Annotated in this window: 15 protein-coding genes; 12 read left to right on the top strand and 3 right to left on the bottom strand. The window is 73.9% G+C overall.

Annotation, left to right across the window (positions count from 1 at the left end; genetic code table 11):
- Window positions 1-358: 358 nt before the first annotated feature.
- From ACGFYH_RS07095 to ACGFYH_RS07085, 3 genes are all read left to right on the top strand, one after another.
- Window positions 359-1,549 (top strand): glycerophosphodiester phosphodiesterase, encoded by a 1,191-nt coding sequence (locus ACGFYH_RS07095; protein WP_393802107.1) that lies wholly within the window; start codon window positions 359-361, stop codon window positions 1,547-1,549.
- Window positions 1,550-1,623: 74 nt separating this feature from the next.
- Window positions 1,624-2,142, top strand: a complete 519-nt coding sequence (locus tag ACGFYH_RS07090) for a sigma-70 family RNA polymerase sigma factor (protein WP_393802106.1) — start codon at window positions 1,624-1,626, stop codon at window positions 2,140-2,142.
- A gap of 45 nt (window positions 2,143-2,187) precedes the next feature.
- The gene (locus ACGFYH_RS07085; protein ID WP_393802303.1) at window positions 2,188-2,685 is read left to right on the top strand and encodes a GNAT family N-acetyltransferase; all 498 of its coding nucleotides are present in this window, start codon (window positions 2,188-2,190) and stop codon (window positions 2,683-2,685) included.
- Between the two features lie 23 nt (window positions 2,686-2,708).
- Here the strand turns inward: ACGFYH_RS07085 and ACGFYH_RS07080 are convergent, their stop codons facing one another.
- Window positions 2,709-3,125 (bottom strand): hypothetical protein, encoded by a 417-nt coding sequence (locus tag ACGFYH_RS07080; protein ID WP_393802105.1) that lies wholly within the window; start codon window positions 3,123-3,125, stop codon window positions 2,709-2,711.
- Window position 3,126: 1 nt separating this feature from the next.
- Window positions 3,127-3,486, bottom strand: coding sequence for a hypothetical protein (locus ACGFYH_RS07075; RefSeq protein WP_393802104.1), 360 nt, complete (start codon window positions 3,484-3,486; stop codon window positions 3,127-3,129).
- A gap of 105 nt (window positions 3,487-3,591) precedes the next feature.
- Between ACGFYH_RS07075 and ACGFYH_RS07070 the strand changes: the two genes are divergently transcribed.
- The 9 genes from ACGFYH_RS07070 to ACGFYH_RS07030 all read left to right on the top strand — a co-directional run bounded on the left by ACGFYH_RS07070 (window position 3,592) and on the right by ACGFYH_RS07030 (window position 16,028).
- Window positions 3,592-4,242 (top strand): HAD family hydrolase, encoded by a 651-nt coding sequence (locus ACGFYH_RS07070; RefSeq protein WP_393802103.1) that lies wholly within the window; start codon window positions 3,592-3,594, stop codon window positions 4,240-4,242.
- 448 nt (window positions 4,243-4,690) lie between these two features.
- A complete protein-coding gene (locus ACGFYH_RS07065; RefSeq protein WP_393802102.1) occupies window positions 4,691-5,746 on the top strand; it encodes a methionine ABC transporter ATP-binding protein in 1,056 nt (351 codons plus the stop codon).
- A complete protein-coding gene (locus tag ACGFYH_RS07060; RefSeq protein WP_393802101.1) occupies window positions 5,743-6,480 on the top strand; it encodes a methionine ABC transporter permease in 738 nt (245 codons plus the stop codon). The genes ACGFYH_RS07065 and ACGFYH_RS07060 overlap by 4 nt, the downstream gene beginning before the upstream one ends.
- Window positions 6,481-6,564: 84 nt before the next feature.
- Window positions 6,565-7,392 (top strand): MetQ/NlpA family ABC transporter substrate-binding protein, encoded by an 828-nt coding sequence (locus ACGFYH_RS07055; RefSeq protein WP_393802100.1) that lies wholly within the window; start codon window positions 6,565-6,567, stop codon window positions 7,390-7,392.
- A gap of 146 nt (window positions 7,393-7,538) precedes the next feature.
- Entirely contained in the window at window positions 7,539-8,174 is a 636-nt protein-coding gene (locus tag ACGFYH_RS07050) for a GNAT family N-acetyltransferase (RefSeq protein WP_393802099.1), read from the top strand.
- Window positions 8,175-8,295: 121 nt separating this feature from the next.
- Window positions 8,296-9,522, top strand: a complete 1,227-nt coding sequence (gene cbiE / locus ACGFYH_RS07045; RefSeq protein WP_393802098.1) for a precorrin-6y C5,15-methyltransferase (decarboxylating) subunit CbiE — start codon at window positions 8,296-8,298, stop codon at window positions 9,520-9,522.
- A 365-nt stretch (window positions 9,523-9,887) separates the two neighbouring features.
- Window positions 9,888-13,751, top strand: coding sequence for a nicotinate-nucleotide--dimethylbenzimidazole phosphoribosyltransferase (cobT, locus tag ACGFYH_RS07040; RefSeq protein WP_393802097.1), 3,864 nt, complete (start codon window positions 9,888-9,890; stop codon window positions 13,749-13,751).
- 224 nt (window positions 13,752-13,975) lie between these two features.
- Complete coding sequence (gene cobA / locus ACGFYH_RS07035; protein WP_393802096.1) at window positions 13,976-15,208, top strand: uroporphyrinogen-III C-methyltransferase; 1,233 nt, start codon at window positions 13,976-13,978, stop codon at window positions 15,206-15,208.
- Between the two features lies 1 nt (window position 15,209).
- Window positions 15,210-16,028 carry a TrmH family RNA methyltransferase gene (locus ACGFYH_RS07030; RefSeq protein ID WP_393802095.1) on the top strand — a complete coding sequence of 273 codons (819 nt, stop codon included), beginning with the start codon at window positions 15,210-15,212 and terminating at the stop codon, window positions 16,026-16,028.
- 73 nt (window positions 16,029-16,101) lie between these two features.
- Here the strand turns inward: ACGFYH_RS07030 and ACGFYH_RS07025 are convergent, their stop codons facing one another.
- The gene (locus tag ACGFYH_RS07025) at window positions 16,102-17,508 is read right to left on the bottom strand and encodes a protein kinase (RefSeq protein WP_393802302.1); all 1,407 of its coding nucleotides are present in this window, start codon (window positions 17,506-17,508) and stop codon (window positions 16,102-16,104) included.
- Between the last annotated feature and the right edge of the window lie 88 nt (window positions 17,509-17,596).

The following is a 17,596-nucleotide window of genomic DNA, read 5'->3' as shown; positions in this document are numbered from 1 at the left end:
GCACGGTGTTGACGCGTGTTCACCTGCGCCGCCGTGGTGCCGACCGGCCGTGACGCCCTCACGGGATGTGAGGCAGGTCGCGCCCGTGGGGCCCCGGTGCCCTCGGTCCCGGGACGCGGGCCCGGCCCGGAGCGAAGCACGGACTCGGCGCGGAACGCGTGAGGCGCGCCGCCCGAGAAGCGCCACGATCCCGGTGACCTACGCCTACCCCGCTCCGCCGCCGCCAAGCCGACGGCACGTCAGGCATCCGTCCGGTGCGACATCTCCCCGCACCCGCGTGTTCCGGCCGCGGTCTCCCGCTCGTCATGTACGCACCCCTACGATCGGCGCGCACCGACGGTCAACGACAGGAGACCCCATGGGAACGCAGGAGTCGGACGAGCGGGCGGGCGGCGGCACCGGACGGCGGGCGCTCCTCGGCGCGGCGGTGCTCGGCGCGGGCGGAGCCGCACTGGGCCTGTCCGGCACGGCGAGAGCCGCCGGCCCCCGGCAGGCCACCCGGCACGGCGGCGGACACGGCGGCGGCCTGAAGGGCCTGCCCGTCCCGACCGTCATCGGCCACCGCGGGGCCGCCGGCTACCGCCCCGAGCACACCTTCGGCTCCTATGAGTTGGCCCTCGACCTCGGGGCAGACATCGTCGAGGCCGGTGACCTCGTCCCGACCCGGGACGGTCACCTCGTCTGCCGGCACGAACCGGAGATCGGCGGCACCACCGACGTCGCCGACCACCCCGAGTTCGCCGACCGGAAACGCACCAAGCTGCTGGACGGCGTCTCCACCACCGGCTGGTTCACCGAGGACTTCACGCTCGCCGAGCTCAAGACGCTCCGCGCGACCGAGCGCATCCCGGCCAACCGCCCGCACAACACCCTCTACGACGGCCGCTGGGAGATCCCCGCCTTCGAAGAGGTGCTCCGCTGGCAGGACGAGCAGACCCGCAGGCGCGGCAAGCAGGTCTGGATCTACCCCGAACTCAAGCACCCCACCTACTTCCGCAAGCTGGGCCTGGGCACGGAGGAGCGCCTGGCACGGCTGCTGCGCAAGTACGGCAAGGACCGGAAGAACTCCCCCGTCATCATCCAGTCCTTCGAGCCCACCAGCATCCAGCGGATGAACAAGCTGGTCGGCAACCCTCTCGCCGTCCTGCTGTCCGGTGCGAGCAGCCGCCCCTGGGACTTCGTCGAGACCGGCGACCCGCGCACCACGGCCGACCTCGTCACGCCGAGAGGGCTGAAGGAGATCGCCTCCTACGCCCAGGGCATCGGCCCGACCCTGGACCTGATCATCCCGAAGGACTCCGCCGGCCGGCTCACCGCGCCGACCACACTCGTCCGCGACGCCCACCGCGCGGGCCTGATCCTGCACCCGTACACCATGCGCAACGAGAACCCCTTCCTGCCCGCGGAGTTCCGCAAGGGCGGCGACCCCGACGCCTACGGTGACGTGTTCGGCGCGTTCCGGACGTACTTCGCCACCGGCATCGACGGCGTCTTCACCGACAATCCGGACGCCGGTGTGCTGGCCCGCGAGGATTTCGTCAACAGCTGAGCGCCCGGAACCGGTTGGGGTGACCTTCGGCCGTCCGGGCAACCCGCCGTCCGGGCGGCCGCGTCGCTGTGCGTATGACGCACGATCTGGTCGCCTCCCTGCGCCCCCTGCTCACCGCCGAGGCGTCGGCCGAGGCGTACGCATCCGGAGCCGAGCCGGGCGACCTCGAACAGGCGGTCTGGCTGCGCCTGCTGGAACGCCTGGAGGCCGACGGCCCGCCCCCCGACCCGCACCGCTGGCTGCGCAGCGCCGTCCGCACCGAGGCCCGCCGCGCCCGCCGTACGGCCCGCGACGAGCGGCCGTACGGGACCGAACCCGCCGGTGCCGCCGACTGGGAACAGACGCACGAGCCCGAGCGGCTCGCGCTCACCGCGGCCCGGCACCGCGCGCTGCGCGAGGCGGTGCGCCGGCTGCCGGGCCGCTGCCCCCGGCTGATGGAGGCGCTGTTGTCGCCGCGGGACCTCACATACCGGGAGATCGCGGGGGAGTTGGGTATCTCACAGGGCAGCCTTGGCCCGGAACGTTCCCGATGTCTGGGATGTCTGCGTCGATTGCTGACGCCGGAGGTTGCGGCCCGCCGAGGACGGGGATAGGAGTGGGGGACCACAGGTGATCAGGTGAGCGGGAGGCATGCGCACATGGGCATGAGCGTGACCATCTCGGCGGCGACCGCACAGGATGCCGAGCAGATCTTCCGGCTGCAGTACCTCTGCTTCCAGAGCGAGGCGGCGCTGTACGGCAACTACCGCATCGACCCGCTCGTCCAGACCCTGGACTCCGTGCGCGAGGAGGTCGCCGCCGACTGCGTCTTCGTGGCGCGGCTCGGCGACGAGGTCGTGGGCTCGGTGCGGGGCCGGGTGACCGAGGACGGGGCGGCGTCCATCGGCAAGCTGTGCGTCCACCCCCGTCTCCAGGGGCACGGCATCGGGGCCCGGCTGCTGCGGGCCGCCGAATCCGCCCTGGGCGGGGAGCGCGGCGCCAAGCGCTTCCGGCTGCACACCGGGCACCGCAGCGAGAACAACCTGCGGTTGTACCGGCGGGTCGGCTACGAGACGGTGGGGACCGCCGAGGGGGCGGACGGCGTACCCATGATCGTCCTGGAGAAGCAGGCGGGGGCTTACGCGGCCACGGCCTGAGGGCCGCCGGGCCCGCGAAGAGGCTAGGCGGTGCGGGCCCGGCGCAGCCAGTACAGGGCGGACAGCGGCAGCAGCACGGGAATGAAGAGGTACCCCATCCCGTAGTCCGACCACACGGTCGCGTCGGGGAAGGCGGACGGCTCCACCAGCGTCCAGGTGCCGACCGTCAGGACGCCCACCAGCTCGGCGGCGCAGCACACCAGCGCCGCCCTGCGGGCCGTCTCACCGCCGCGCACCAGGGTGTACGTGATGAACCCGTAGACCACGCCGGCGACGGCCGACAGCGTGTAGGCGAGCGGCGCCCGGTCCAGCTCGGTCGCGATCTGGTACACGGACCGCGACACGGCGCCCACGACCATCACGCCGTACAGCCACACCAGCAGGATGCCGGGCCCGCTGATCAGCCGCCTGCGGGCGGGTTTCTCCTCCGTGGCCGCCATGTCAGCCTCCCCAGATGTCATACAGCCGCACCTCCAGGACGGCGAGGACGACACCGCCCGCGGCGACCGTCACCGAGCCCCAGCGGGTGCGCTCGGCCAGCGACATGAACCCCGCCGCGGGCACGCAGGCGAAGGCGCCCAGCAGATACGCCACGAAGATCGTCGTGCCCTGCTCCGGTTCCTCGCCCCGCGCCAGCCGCACGACCCCGACCACCAGCTGGAGCAGCGCCAGCGCCGTGACCACGGCCATGCCGATGAAATGCCAGTCCTTCGTCGGCTGGTCACGGTAGGCGGCCCAGCCGCACCAGGCGGCGAGCAGCAGCGCGGCGACGCCGGTCACCAGCGTCAGGACGTCAAGCATGGCAGCGAGCCTATTACGGCCCGCGGGCCCCGGTGGCCCCGGCCCCGCTCCGGGCCCCGCCCCGGCCCCGGCGCCGTGGTGCGGCGGCGCCGTAGGGCTGGCGACATGAGGATCCACGCCCAAGCGCTCCTGTTCGGCAACGACGGAACCCTCGTCTCCTCCCTCGCGTCCGTGCGCCGCTGCCGGACGCGGTGGGCCGTCGAGTACGGGATCACGGCGGAGCGGTTCGGGCGGGCCGAGCTGCACGGGCGCCCGGCCGGGGAGACAGCCGCCGACCTGCTGCCCGCCGGTGTGGTGCCGCAGGCCGTCGCGCGGATCGAGCAGCTGGAGGTCGAGGACGTGCCGAACGGGGCCGTGCATCTGCTGCCCGGTACCCGGGCCTTCCTCGACGCCCTCCCGGCGGACCGCTGGGCGGTCGTCACCTCCGCGGCCCGGCGGCTCGCCGAGGCCCGCCCCGACGCCGTCGGCATCCTCCCCGAGACCCTCGTCGCCGCCGACGACATCACGCACGGCAAGCCTCATCCCGAGCCCTACCTGCTCGGCGCCCGCGCCCTGGGCGTCGACCCGTCGGCCTGCGTCGTCTTCGAGGACGCGCCCGCCGGGCTCCGGGCGGGCCGCGCCGCCGGCATGACCACCGTGGCGTTGGCCACAACACACGGGGCCGGCGAACTCGACGCCGACCTGGTGGTCACCGACCTGTCGGCCTTGTCGGCACGGGGCACCGGCGAGGGACTCGGGATCACCGTCCGGGGCTGATCCGCGCCTCCGCGACCGGCCACCGTCCACGGCTGTCCAGTATCCGGACAGCCGTCTCCGGTCAGGACCGTACGTCTGCTTTACTGATCGCATGAGCACGACGAGCGACCGCACCCCTGCGACCGAGGCGACGACGACGCCCGGTGCTCGTCGCATGTCTCGTTGCACGTGTCGAATGTGCGCCTTCTAGAGGGCCCCCGCACCACCTGAGCCTCGCGCCCCGAAGCGAGCGCCGCCCGAGTCCGCCACCGCGCCCCCCGCGCACGCGGCCGAGCCGTGCCCCGCGCACACGTTTCTCCCCGACCTCGCGCCTTCCCGGTCCTTCCCGGCCGGACCCGCCACCGCGAGAACCGTGCCGTGTGCCGAAGGGCCCCAAGAACCCGAAGAACACCGCCCCGTGCCCGGCGCCCACCACGGTGCCGTGCACTCGACAGTGACGGAAACCCACGTGATCACCACATCGGGCCTCACCAAGGTCTATCGTTCACGCGGCCGCGAGGTGACCGCCCTGGACGGCGTCGACCTGCACGTCCGCGAGGGCGAGGTGTACGGCGTCATCGGCCAGTCCGGCGCCGGCAAGTCCTCCCTCATCCGCTGCGTCAACCTCCTGGAGCGCCCCACCGCCGGCACGGTCACCGTCGCCGGCCAGGACCTCACCGCGCTGGCCGGGCGCGGACCCCGCGCCGGCCGTGAGCTGCGGCAGGCGCGCAGCCGGATCGGCATGGTCTTCCAGCACTTCAACCTGCTCTCCTCCCGGACCGTGCAGGACAACGTCGAACTGCCGCTGGAGATCCTCGGCAAGTCGGGGAAGAAACGTTCCCGCAAGGCGCTGGAACTCCTCGACCTCGTCGGTCTCGCCGACAAGGCCAAGGCCTATCCCGCCCAGTTGTCCGGCGGCCAGAAACAGCGCGTCGGCATCGCCCGCGCCCTGGCCGGGGACCCCAGGGTCCTGCTCTCCGACGAGGCCACCAGCGCCCTCGACCCGGAGACCACCCGCTCCATCCTCCAGCTGCTGCGCGACCTGAACCGGCAGCTCGGCCTGACCGTCCTGCTCATCACCCACGAGATGGACGTCGTCAAGAGCATCTGCGACTCGGCCGCCCTCATGGACCGGGGCCGCATCGTCGAGTCCGGCACGGTCGGCGAACTCCTCGCCACCCCGGGCTCCGGACTGGCGGCGGCGCTCTTCCCGGTCGGCGGCGACGCCTCCGGGGACGACCGCACCGTCCTCGACGTCACCTTCCACGGCGAGGCCGCCACCCAGCCCGTCGTCTCCCGGCTCTCCCGCACCTACAACATCGACATATCGATCCTCGGTGCCGCCCTCGACACCGTGGGCGGCCTCCAGGTCGGCCGGATGCGCATCGCACTGCCCGGCCGCTACGAGGACAACGTCGTCCCCGTCGGCTTCCTGCGCGAACAGGGCCTGCGGATCGACGTCGTGAACGAGTCGGCGGACGCGGCGGACGCGCCGGCCCCGCTGGTGAAGGAAGGTGCCAAGTGACCTGGTCGCAGATGCAGCCGCTGCTGGAGCAGGCCTCCTGGGAGACCCTGGTCATGGTCGGCTGGTCCACCCTGATCGCCGTCGTCCTCGGACTTCCGCTCGGCGTGCTCCTCGTCCTCACCGACCGGGGCGGCCTGCTGCAGAACGTCGTGGTCAACAAGGTCATCGGCCAGATCGTGAACATCGGCCGCTCGATGCCGTTCATCATCCTCATGGTCGCGCTGATGAGCTTCACCCGCCGGGTCACCGGCACCACCATCGGCAGCGAGGCCGCGATCGTGCCGCTCGCCGTCGGCGGCATCCCCTTCTTCGCGCGGCTCGTCGAGACCGCCGTGCGCGAGGTCGACGCGGGGCTCGTCGAGGCCGTCCAGTCCATGGGCGGCAGCACCTGGACCATCGTCCGCAAGACCCTGGTCCCCGAGTCCCTTCCCTCGCTGATCGCCGGCACCACGACCACGGTCATCGCCCTCATCGGCTACTCCGCCATGGCCGGCACCGTCGGCGGCGGCGGCCTCGGCGACCTCGCCGTCCGCTACGGCTACCAGCGCTTCGAACCCGGTTTCATGTGGATCACCGTCGCGCTCCTCGCCGTCGCCATCTCGCTCATCCAGTTCGCCGGCGACTACGCGGCCCGCACCCTCCACCGCCGCGGGGGACGTGGCGGCGCGACGCCCGGGCTCCGGCTGCTCAAGGCCGACGGGCCCGCCGCGGCCGACGTGAGCAAGGCCGTCTGACCGCCCCCGCCCCGGGCTCCCGCCCCCCGAACTCCCCGTACCTCCCCGAGACGGGGTCGCACCACCTCAGGAAAGGCACTTTTCGTGCGTAACACCGCCAGGATCACCACCGCCGTCCTCGCCGCCGGAGCCCTCACCCTCGGCCTGACCGCCTGCGGCGCGGACCAGGACTCCGCCTCCGACACCTCCGGCCCGCTGGTCGTCGCCGCGAGCCCCGCCCCCCACGCCGAGATCCTCGACTACGTCAAGGACAACCTGGCGAAGGACGCGGACCTCGACCTCGAGGTCAGGGAGTTCACCGACTACGTCACGCCGAACACGGCGACCGAGGACGGCTCGGTCGGTGCCAACTACTTCCAGACCCAGCCCTACCTCGACGACTTCAACAAGAAGAACGGCACCCACATCGTGTCCGTCGTCGACGTGCACCTGGAGCCCCTCGGCCTCTACTCCCACAAGGTGAGGAAGGCCGGCGACCTGAAGAGCGGCGCGACCGTCGCCGTCCCCAACGACACCGTCAACGAGGGCCGCGCCCTGCAGCTGCTCGCGGCCGACGGGATCATCACTCTCAAGGACGGCGTCGGCACCGCGGCGACTCCCGCGGACATCACCGGGAACCCGAGGAAGCTGGAGTTCAAGGAGCTGGAGGCGGCCCAGACCCCGCGCTCCCTGGACGACGTGGACGCGGCGGTCGTCAACGGCAACTACGCCATCGAGGCCGACCTGCGGCCCGCCGAGGACGCCCTGGTCCTGGAGAGCGCCAACGGCAACCCGAACAGCAACCTCCTCGCCGTCAAGGAGGGCCATGAGGACGACCCGCGCGTCGAGAAGCTCGCGAAGCTCCTCAACTCGCCCGAGGTGAAGAAGTTCATCGAGGACAAGTACGCCGGCGCGGTCCTGCCCTCCTTCTGACCCTCCTTCCCCGCCGAGCCCCGTGTCACCCACCGGGTCCGCTCCGTGCTCACGGGGCGGACCCGGTGATGTGGTTGAGTGCTTTCATGCTGCATGCTGGGCAGTTCGAGCAGGCCCTGACGGTCACACAGGTTACGGAGCGGCGCATGACGAGCACCTTCCCCGACATCTCCATCAGCACGGAGCGGTTGGTGCTGCGCCCCCTCGACGAGGAGGACGTCCCCGCCCTGGCCGCGATGATGAACGACGAGCAGGTCGCCGCCTGGACCCACGTCCCCCAGCCCTTCACCGAGGCCGAGGCCGGCGCCTGGATCGGCGAGTACGCCCGCGCCGAGCGCACGGCGGGCCGGGGACTCGACCTCGCCGTCACCGAGTTCCTCACCCAGCGACTGGTCGGGGTCATCCGGCTGGCCAAGACCAACTGGCACGTGCGGTCCACCGAACTCTCCTACATAGTCGCCCCCTGGGCCCGGGGTGAGGGGTACGCCTCCGAGGCGGCGCTCGCCACCGCCCAGTGGCTTTTCGGCGACCAGAAGTTCGAACGCGTCGAGCTGCGCACCGCGGCCGACAACACCGCCTCCCAGCAGGTCGCCCAGAAGATCGGCTGCATCAGCGAGGGCGTCCTGCGCAACGCCTGCATGGCGCGCGTCCGCACCGACGACGGGTGGACGGACGTACGCACCGACTTCATCGTGTGGAGTCTGCTGCCGGAGGACCTCGAAGGCGCCGCCGGGCAACTGACGGACAACGACGGTTTCACCACCTTCACCGACTGGAACTGACACACGGGGACGGACGGCGCCACCGCCCCGTGCCCGGGCCGCCGCACCAGGTACCCTCACCGGGCGCGCCCCCGAACGGCTCCGCGACCACGATCTGCGAAAACCCTGGAGACTGACGACGATGGCCGACCGGGTCACGGTGATCGGCTGGGACGGTTCGCCGCTGACGGCCGCGGCACGCTCCGCACTGGGTGCCGCCACCCTGGTGGCCGGTGCCGCACACCACCTGGCACTTCCCGAGGTACCGCCCGCCGCCGAACGCATCCGCCTCGGCAGCGTCACCCTCGCCGCCCGCCGCCTCGCCGCGCACCGCGGCACGACGGTCGTGCTGGCCGACGGCGACCCCGGCTTCTTCGGCGTCGTACGCACCCTGCGGGCGCCCGAGTTCGGCCTGGAGGTCGAGGTCGTCCCTGCGGTCTCCTCGGTGGCCGCCGCCTTCGCCCGAGCCGGCATGCCCTGGGACGACGCTCATGTGGTCGTCGCCCACCCCCGCACCCTGCGACGCGCGGTGAACGTGTGCCGGGCCCACACCAAGGTCGCGGTCCTCACCTCACCGGGCGCCGGGCCCGCCGAACTCGGCCTGCTGATGGACGGAATCCACCGCACCTTCGTCATCTGCGAGGAACTCGGCACCACGCGCGAGCGGGTCACCGTCGTCACCTCGGACAAGGCCGCCGACCACACCTGGCGCGACCCGAACGTCGTCATCGTGGCCGGCGGGAGCGCAGGCCCGGCCGCCGGCGGCGACGGCGCCGGCTGGATCGCCGGCCGCGACCCCGCCACCGGGCCGCGCGGCTGGTCACTGCCCGCCGCGGCCTACGGCGGTGAACTGGGCGAGGGCGAGACCGACCTGCTCCGCGCGGCCCAACTCGCCCGGCTCGGACCGCGCCTCGGCGACCTCGTGTGGGACATCGGCTGCGGCAGCGGCGCCTTCGCCACCGAGGCCGCCCGCGCCGGCGCCGCCGTCCTCGCGGTCGACCGCGACGCCGACGCCTGCGCCCGCACCGAGGCCACCGCACGTCACTTCGGCGTCCAGCTCCAGACCGTGCACGGCACCGCCCCGCACATCCTGGAGAACCTCCCCGAACCGGACGTCGTCCGGGTCGGCGGCGGGGGAGCGGCCGTGGTCTCCGCGGTCGCCGACCGACGCCCGCAGCGCATCGTCGCGCACGCCGCCACCCGCGACGCGGCCGAACTCGTCGGCAGGGACCTGACGGAGCACGGTTACCGCGTCGAGTGCGCGCTGCTGCAGTCCGTCGGACTCGACACCCGGGCCTGGACGGAGACGGAGCGGAGCGTCGCGTTCCTGCTCAGCGGAGAGATCGTGCGGCGGGAAGCGCCCCGTTGAGACAGCGCCCGGTGATCGGTTGGTCATACCGCGCGGGGTAGGCTGGCGGATTGTTGTACCGCACTCGGACACCTGGCGGTTCGTGGGTCAATGTCCGTAGAAACCCGCTCCTTCCGGGCCGGCGGGCGCGGTACGGCAGAACCGGAGGACGCGCAACGTGGCGCAGTCCACAGCGGGCCGTCGCGGATCAGGCTGTCGTGGCGGGGGAACGACCGCGACAATGCCACTCAATGGCTTTGTCGTCTTTTCCGGCGGGTCGTTCGTGCCGCTGGGCACGCACGCTCGTTCTCCACTACGGGGCGGTCGGTGCGCCGTCCCGGGTGAGCTGGTCGTAGAAGCACTAACCGATGGGCGAGGGGTTACGCATGACCGACACCGGCCAGATCCCGGACGAGGGGCTGCCGGAGAACGCAGGCATGGTGGAGCAGCCGGGCGTCCCCGCACCCGGTGCGTACACCTACCTCTCCGAGGCCACTGCCGAGGACGAGGACCTGTTGTTGCTGCCGGGAGCCCAGAGTGCCTGGGGCAACGAGGTCGCGCCGCCCGCGCCTGAGCCGGTCGTCGAGACCGTGCACCAGCCGGGCCCGCACGAGATGTCCGGCCGTGACAGCGGCTCGGTCGACCTCGGCGGCGTCCGTCTGCCCGAACCGGCGCGGGACCCGTCGTCCGCCCCGGCCCCGGCGCGCAGGCCCCTGCACCTCGGTCCGCCGATCCCGGACGCCTCCGCCAGCCCGGTCCGCTCCCTCGCCGACCGCGGCCCCGCCGACGCGCCGTCACGGCACCCCGTCCCGCCGGTCGCGGGGCCCGAGTACCTCGACGTCCCGCAGGCCGCCGCGGCGCCTCCGCAGGCGGCGGCACCCTGGGGAGCGCAGCAGGCCCCGCAGGCCCGGGAAGCTCAGGTGAGTGCCGGGGCGGGACATGCGGAAACGGTTGTTCCGGTACCGGACCCGGGGTCCGAGCCGGTGGGCGCGGCCCAGGCCCTCGTGGCCCGGGTGGCGACGGAGGCCGTGGCGGCGACGGGCGGGGCGGCCGGGGGCGCCGACGACTCCGGCGAACCACGCGAGGCATCCGCATCTGAGGCATCTGAGGCATCTGAGGCATCTGAGGCATCTGAGGCACCTGAGGCACCTGAGGCACCTGAGGTGCCGGAGGCGGCGCAGGCCGTGCAGGCCGTGCAGGAGGTCTCGGCGGTGCCGCCCGTCCCGGACACCGACGCGGGTCAGGCCGCCGGCCCCGTGGAGGAAGCCGCACCGGCTCCCGAGGCGGTCGCCGCGGAGCTCATGGCCGAGGCAGCCCAGGAGTTTCGGGGCGACGCGGAGGCCGCGCCCGCCCCGGAGATCCACGAGGCCCTGGAGATCCCGGGGGCTGCGGAGATCCGAGCGAGCGCCGAGCAGCCGACGTCCGAACAAGCGCCGGCAGAAGTACCGGCCGAGGCACCGGCAGAAGCACCGGCAGAAGCACCGGCCGAGGCGTCGTCGGCAGAAGTACCGGCCGAGGCACCGGTGGGGCTCGAAGAACCCCGGGTGGCCGCCGCCACGGAGGCGGCCGCGCCGCCGGAAGTCCCGCCCTCCGAGGCGCCCGAGCCCGAGGGCGTGCGGGCGCCGGACGTATCCGCGGTCGTCGAGGAGCCCGTAGCGGCCGTACCCGACGCAGCCGAACCCGAGCCGTTCCCGGTCCCGGAGACCCCGGAGCGTCCCACGCCGGTGCAGGAGCAGCCCACGCCACCGGTGCAGGAGCAGCCCGCGCAGCCACAGCCGGTGGCGCAGCCCGTCCCGCAGGAGGCGCCGCACCCGCAGCCGGACGCCCGGCCCGGGCCGCGGTCCGCGGTGCCCCCGCAGGATCCGGAGCCCGGTCCGCAGGCCCCCGTGCCTCAGCCGGTCGTCCAGGCCGCCCCGCAGGCAGCCGCACCGCAGCCGGTCGTCGAGCCCGCCGCCGAGGTGCGCGCCGAGGTCCGGCCCGTCACCGACGACCAGTCCGACGACCAGTCCGACGACCAGGCCGGCGGTCGGCCCGGCGTCCACCCCGCCGCCGAAACCCCCTCGGTCCCGCACGCACCGCAGCCCGCTCAGGGCCCTCAGTCCCTCATGGACGTCGACGTACCGCAGGAAGTGGCCGTGACCGACAGCACGCCAGAGCCCGCGGGCCGGTTCACGCCGGTCGACGGCGGTCAGGTGCCCATCACCCCGCACCTCGCGCCCACGCCCCCCGAGGCCGTCCTGGTCCCGCCGGAGGCCGTCCGGGCACCGGAGCCCATTGCCGCGGACCCGGCAGGCGCGGTACCGGCACCGCGCGAGGCCGACCCCGAACTGGTCCAGAACGCCGACGACCTGGACACGCGCGGCGCCGACCAGGAGGACCAGGCGGCCGAGGAGGCGGACGTGGCTCACCTGGAGCCGGCGCCCCACGCGGAGCCCGCGCCCCAGGAAGCCACCGCAGCGCGGGAAGACCCGCACGACGCGAGCACGGCCGCGGTGGCGGAAGTACGGCAGCCCACCGGCCCGGCGGCCCCCGCCTACGCCGATGCCGAACGCGAGGCCGTACTGAAGGTCATGCGCGAGCGCCGGGACATCCGCAACGGCTTCCGCAGCGACCCCATCCCGCACGAGGTCCTGCTCCGGGTCCTGGAGGCCGCCCACACCGCGCCCTCCGTCGGCCACTCGCAGCCATGGGACTTCGTCGTCATCCGCTCGGCCGACACCCGCCGGGCGATGCACGAGCTGGCGACGCGTCAGCGCGACGCCTACGCGAAGTCGCTGCCCAAGGGCCGGGCCAAGCAGTTCAAGGAACTGAAGATCGAGGCCATCCTCGACACCCCGGTCAACATCGTCGTCACCGCCGACCCCACCCGTGGCGGCCGGCACACCCTCGGCCGCCACACCCAGCCGCAGATGGCGCCGTACTCCTCCGCGCTCGCCGTCGAGAACCTCTGGCTCGCCGCCCGCGCCGAAGGCCTCGGCGTCGGCTGGGTCAGCTTCTTCGACGAGCGCGAGATGGTCCGCGCCCTCGGTCTGCCCGAGCACCTGGACGTCGTCGCCTACCTGTGCGTCGGGTACGTCGACGAGTTTCCGGACGAGCCCGAGCTGATGCAGGCCGGCTGGTCCAAGCGCCGCCCGCTGTCCTGGGTCGTGCACGAGGAGACGTACGGTCGGCGCGCCCTGCCCGGCGAGGCGCCGCACGACCTGCTCGCCGAGACCGTCGCCCAGATCCGCCCGCTGGACGCCAAGGCGCTCGGCGAGGCCTGGGAGCGGCAGAAGCGCATGACCAAGCCGGCCGGCGCGCTCGGCATGCTGGAGATCATCTCCGCCCAGCTGTCCGGACTGTCCCGGCAGTGCCCGCCGCCGATCCCGGAGCCCGCGGCCGTCGCGGTCTTCGCGGGCGACCACGGGGTGCACGCCCAGGGCGTCACCCCCTGGCCGCAGGAGGTCACCGCCCAGATGGTGGCCAACTTCCTGGGCGGCGGAGCGGTCTGCAACGCCTTCGCCACCCAGGTCGGCGCCGAGGTCTGCGTCGTGGACGTCGGTGTCGCCACCGACCTGCCCGCCACGCCGGGCCTGCTGCCCCGCAAGGTCCGCGCGGGCACCTCCGACATGACCACCGGCGCCGCGATGACCCGAGAGGAGGCCAAGCAGGCCATCGAGGTCGGCATCGAGACCGCCCGCGACCTGGTGGCCGCCGGCAACAAGGCGCTGCTCACCGGGGAGATGGGCATCGCGAACACCACCGCGTCCGCCGCGCTCATCTCCGTGTTCACCGGCGCGGACCCGGCCGAGGTCACCGGCCGCGGCACCGGCATCAACGACGAGACGCTGGCCCGCAAGACCGAGGTCGTCCGCCGCGCCCTCGAAGTCCACCGGCCGGACCCCGCCGACCCGATCGGCGTGCTCGCGGCGATCGGCGGCTTCGAGCACGCGGCGATGGTCGGCCTGCTGCTCGGCGGCGCCTCCCTGCGCACCCCGGTGATCCTGGACGGCGTCAGCGCCGGCGCCGCCGCCCTGGTGGCCCGCGCGATCGCCCCCGAGGTCCTCGCGGCCTGCATCGCCGGTCACCGCAGCGCCGAGCCCGGCCATGTGGCCGCGCTCAACAAGCTGGGTCTGCGCCCGCTGGTCGACCTCGACCTCCGCCTCGGCGAGGGCACCGGCGCGCTGCTCGCGCTCCCGATGGTGCAGAGCACCGCGCGGGCCATGCACGAGGTGGCGACGTTCGACTCGGCCGGCGTCACCGAGAAGTAGCCCGGCGGGGGAGGAGCGGGGCGGCGCGCATCCGCCGCCCCGCTCCCGCCGCGGGCGGCACCGTCCGCTGCCGCTCGCGGGACGCCCCCGCCGTATGCCGGACGCTTCTCGTGCCGCCCCCGCGCGTCTCCTAGAATCCGCACGTATCCGCACGTCAGCCACGTCAGGGCCGCTCCAGAGCCGTAGCGCCCTCCCCGCACCGCCAGGACGAGGAGCCCACCCTCATGGCCGAACACCCCGCCTACCCCGTAGGCCTCCGCCTCACCGGCCGCCGCGTGGTCGTCCTCGGCGGCGGACAGGTCGCACAGCGCCGCCTGCCCGCCCTCATCGCGGCGGGCGCCGACATCCGCCTCGTGTCCCCCGAGGCGACCCCGTCCGTCGAGGCCATGGCGGACGCGGGCGAGATCGTCTGGGAGAAGCGCCCGTACGCGGACGGGGACCTCGCGGACGCCTGGTACGCCCTGATCGCCACCAGCGACACCGAGGCCAACCACTCCGCGTCCGCCGAGGCCGAACGGCACCGCGTGTGGTGCGTCCGCTCCGACGACGCCGACCGGGCCACGGCGTGGACCCCGGCGACCGGCCACAGCGAGGGCGTCACCGTGGCCGTGCTCACCACCGACGCGCGCCACCGCGACCCCCGTCACACCGCCGCCATCCGGGACGCGGTGGTGGAGGGCCTGCGTGACGGCACCCTCGTCGCCCCGCACCGGCGCACCCGCACCGCCGGCGTCGCCCTGGTCGGCGGCGGACCCGGCGACCCCGACCTGATCACCGTCCGCGGGCGCCGCCTGCTCGCCGAGGCCGACGTGGTCATCGCCGACCGGCTGGGCCCCCGCGACCTGCTCGCCGAGCTGCCGCCGCACGTCGAGGTCATCGACGCGGCGAAGATCCCGTACGGGCGTTCCATGGCCCAGGAGGCCATCAACAACGCGCTGATCGAGCACGCGAAACAGGGCAAGGCGGTCGTACGGCTGAAGGGCGGCGACCCGTTCGTCTTCGGCCGGGGCATGGAGGAGGCGCAGGCGCTGGCCGAGGCGGGCATCGCGTGCACCGTCGTCCCCGGCATCTCCAGCTCCATCTCGGTCCCCGGCGCGGCCGGCATCCCGGTGACCCACCGGCGCGTCGCCCACGAGTTCACCGTGGTCAGCGGGCACGTCGCCCCCGACGACGAGCGCTCCCTGGTCGACTGGCCGTCCCTCGCGAAGCTCACCGGCACGCTGGTGATCCTCATGGGCGTCGACAAGATCGGCCGGATCGCCGAGACCCTCGTCGCGCACGGCAAGTCCCCCGACACCCCGGTCGCCCTGGTCCAGGAGGGCACGACGGCCGCCCAGCGCCGGGTGGACGCGACCCTCGCCACCGTCGCCGACGCGGTCGTCGCGCAGGAGGTCAGGCCGCCCGCCGTCATCGTCGTCGGCGAGGTCGTCGCCGTCGGCCCGCACGGAACGGCGTGACATGGGCGAGCTCGTCACCGTCGAGGACCCCGACGACCCGAGGCTGCACGACTACACCGGCCTGACCGACGTCGAACTGCGCCGTCGCCGAGAACCCGCCGAGGGCCTGTTCATCGCCGAGGGCGAGAAGGTCATCAGGCGGGCCGGCGAGGCGGGCTACGCGATGCGCTCGATGCTGCTGTCCGCCAAGTGGGTCGACCCCATGCGCGACATCATCGACGAGGCCCCCGCCCCGGTGTACGTCGTCGACCCGGTGCTCGCCGAACGGGTGACCGGCTACCACGTGCACCGCGGCGCGCTCGCCTCCATGGCGCGCAAGCCCCTGCCCACGGCGGCCGGTCTCCTCGCGGGCGCCCGGCGCGTCGTCGTCATGGAGTCGGTCAACGACCACACCAACACCGGCGCGATCTTCCGCTCCGCCGCCGCCCTCGGGATGGACGCGGTCCTGCTCTCCCCGGACTGCGCGGACCCCCTGTACCGGCGCAGCGTCAAGGTCTCGATGGGCTCGGTCTTCTCCGTGCCGTACGCCCGCCTCGACACCTGGCCGACCGGTCTGGCGACGGTCCGCGAGGCGGGCTTCACGCTTCTCGCCCTCACCCCCGACGAGCGGGCCGAGCCCCTCGACGCGGTCGCCCCGCACCGTATGGACCGGGTGGCTCTCATGCTGGGCGCCGAGGGGAACGGCCTGACCCGGCGGGCCCTGGCGGGATCCGACGTATGGGTCCGCATCCCGATGTCCCACGGGGTCGACTCCCTGAACGTGGGCGCGGCGGCCGCGGTCGCCTTCTACGCGGTGACGGCGGGACGCCCCTCGGCGTAGGCACGGCACGCGCCTCGGCGTCGGCACCGGCCGGACGGCTCCGCGGGGTAACCCGGCTGCCGGGGGCCGGTCGCTACCGCCCGGCCGCCCACTGCCCCTCAGCGCCGCCGCCTCCCGCATCCCCCCGCTCGTGCGGCTGCGCCGCCCGTACGCCGTCCCGCTCGCCGCCGAGCCCCCGGGAGGGTCCCTGGCAGCCCTGTGCGGCGGCGATACCCAGCGCGACCAGCAGCGTCACCACCACGAACACGAACAGGCGCTGCCGCAGCAGCCGCGGATTGGCGGGCCGCCGCCAGCCGGTCCCCGTGGTCCTCGGCGCGGAACGGCCGGTCCCGCTGCGCGGCGCGGACCGGCCGCCGCCGTTGGTGCGTGAGGTGTTCCCGCCGTTGCCGTCGCGGGACCCGGGCGTGGGCCGGGAGGCGGACCGCCCCCCGGCGCCGCCGTTGCGCGAGGACGTGCCGCCGCGCGACGGACCGGCACCCCGGGACGCCGGTCCACGCGCCCCCGACGTGCTCCTCGGCGCGGGAGTGCCCTGCCCGCCCGGACGGCCCTGCGGACGCCGCCGGTCACGCTCCGGGTAGGTGTCGGCGAGCCGCCCCGTGGGCAGGTCGGCGTCGGCGCTGCGCGGGGCGGGCGGCCGTACGTCGGCCATGCCCTGGGCCTCCCGGGCGGCGATCTCCTTCAGCCGCAGCGACAGTTGCAGGGTGCTGGGGCGCTCCTCGGGGTCCTTGGCCAGGCACGCCCGCACCAGCGGGGCCAGGGCGTCCGGGACGCCGTGCAGCTGGGCCTCCTCGTGCACCACGCGGTAGAGCATCACCTCGGAACTGCCGTGCCCGAAGGGCGAGTCGCCCATCGACGCGTACGCCAGCGTGGCACCGAGCGAGAACACGTCCGTGGCCGGGGTGACCGCGGCCCCGCGCACCTGCTCAGGAGCGAGGAAGCCGGGGGAGCCGACCGCGGTTCCGACGTGGGTGAGCGTGGAGGCGCCCGTCGCCCAGGCGATGCCGAAGTCGATGATCCGCGGCCCTTTCGGGGACAGCAGGATGTTGGACGGTTTCAGGTCCCGGTGCACCACCCCGGCCTCGTGCACGGCGACCAGGCCCTCGGACAGTGCCGCGCCCACGGCCGCGACGTCGGCCGCGACGAGCGGGCCCCCGTCGACGACCTTGTCGTGCAGGGAGGGGCCGGGCACGTACTGCGTGGCGAACCAGGGGCGTTCCGCCTCCAGGTCGGCGGCGACCAGCCGGGCGGTGCAGCCGCCCCGGATGCGCCGGGCCGCGGAGACCTCGCGCGCGAACCGCGACCGGAACTCCTGGTCCTCCGCCAGGTCCGGCCGGATGACCTTCAGCGCGACCCGCTGCCCCTTCTTGTCGGAGCCCAGGTAGACCACGCCCATTCCGCCCGCGCCGAGCCGCCTGTGAAGCCTGAACGAGCCGACGACGCGCGGGTCCTCGCGCCTCAGGCGCATCATCGCCATGTTCATCCCCGCTGCCCGGTCCCTGTGACGAGCCACAGCTTACGTTTCCACGGCCGCCCGCGCGCAGAGGCCGCGCCCTCCCGCGACGACGGAT

The sequence above is a fragment of the Streptomyces sp. NPDC048392 genome (assembly GCF_043200575.1).
GTDB lineage: Bacteria > Actinomycetota > Actinomycetes > Streptomycetales > Streptomycetaceae > Streptomyces.
Note: the sequence above shows the minus strand (reverse complement) of the source record. Positions and strands in the feature narration are given on the sequence as shown.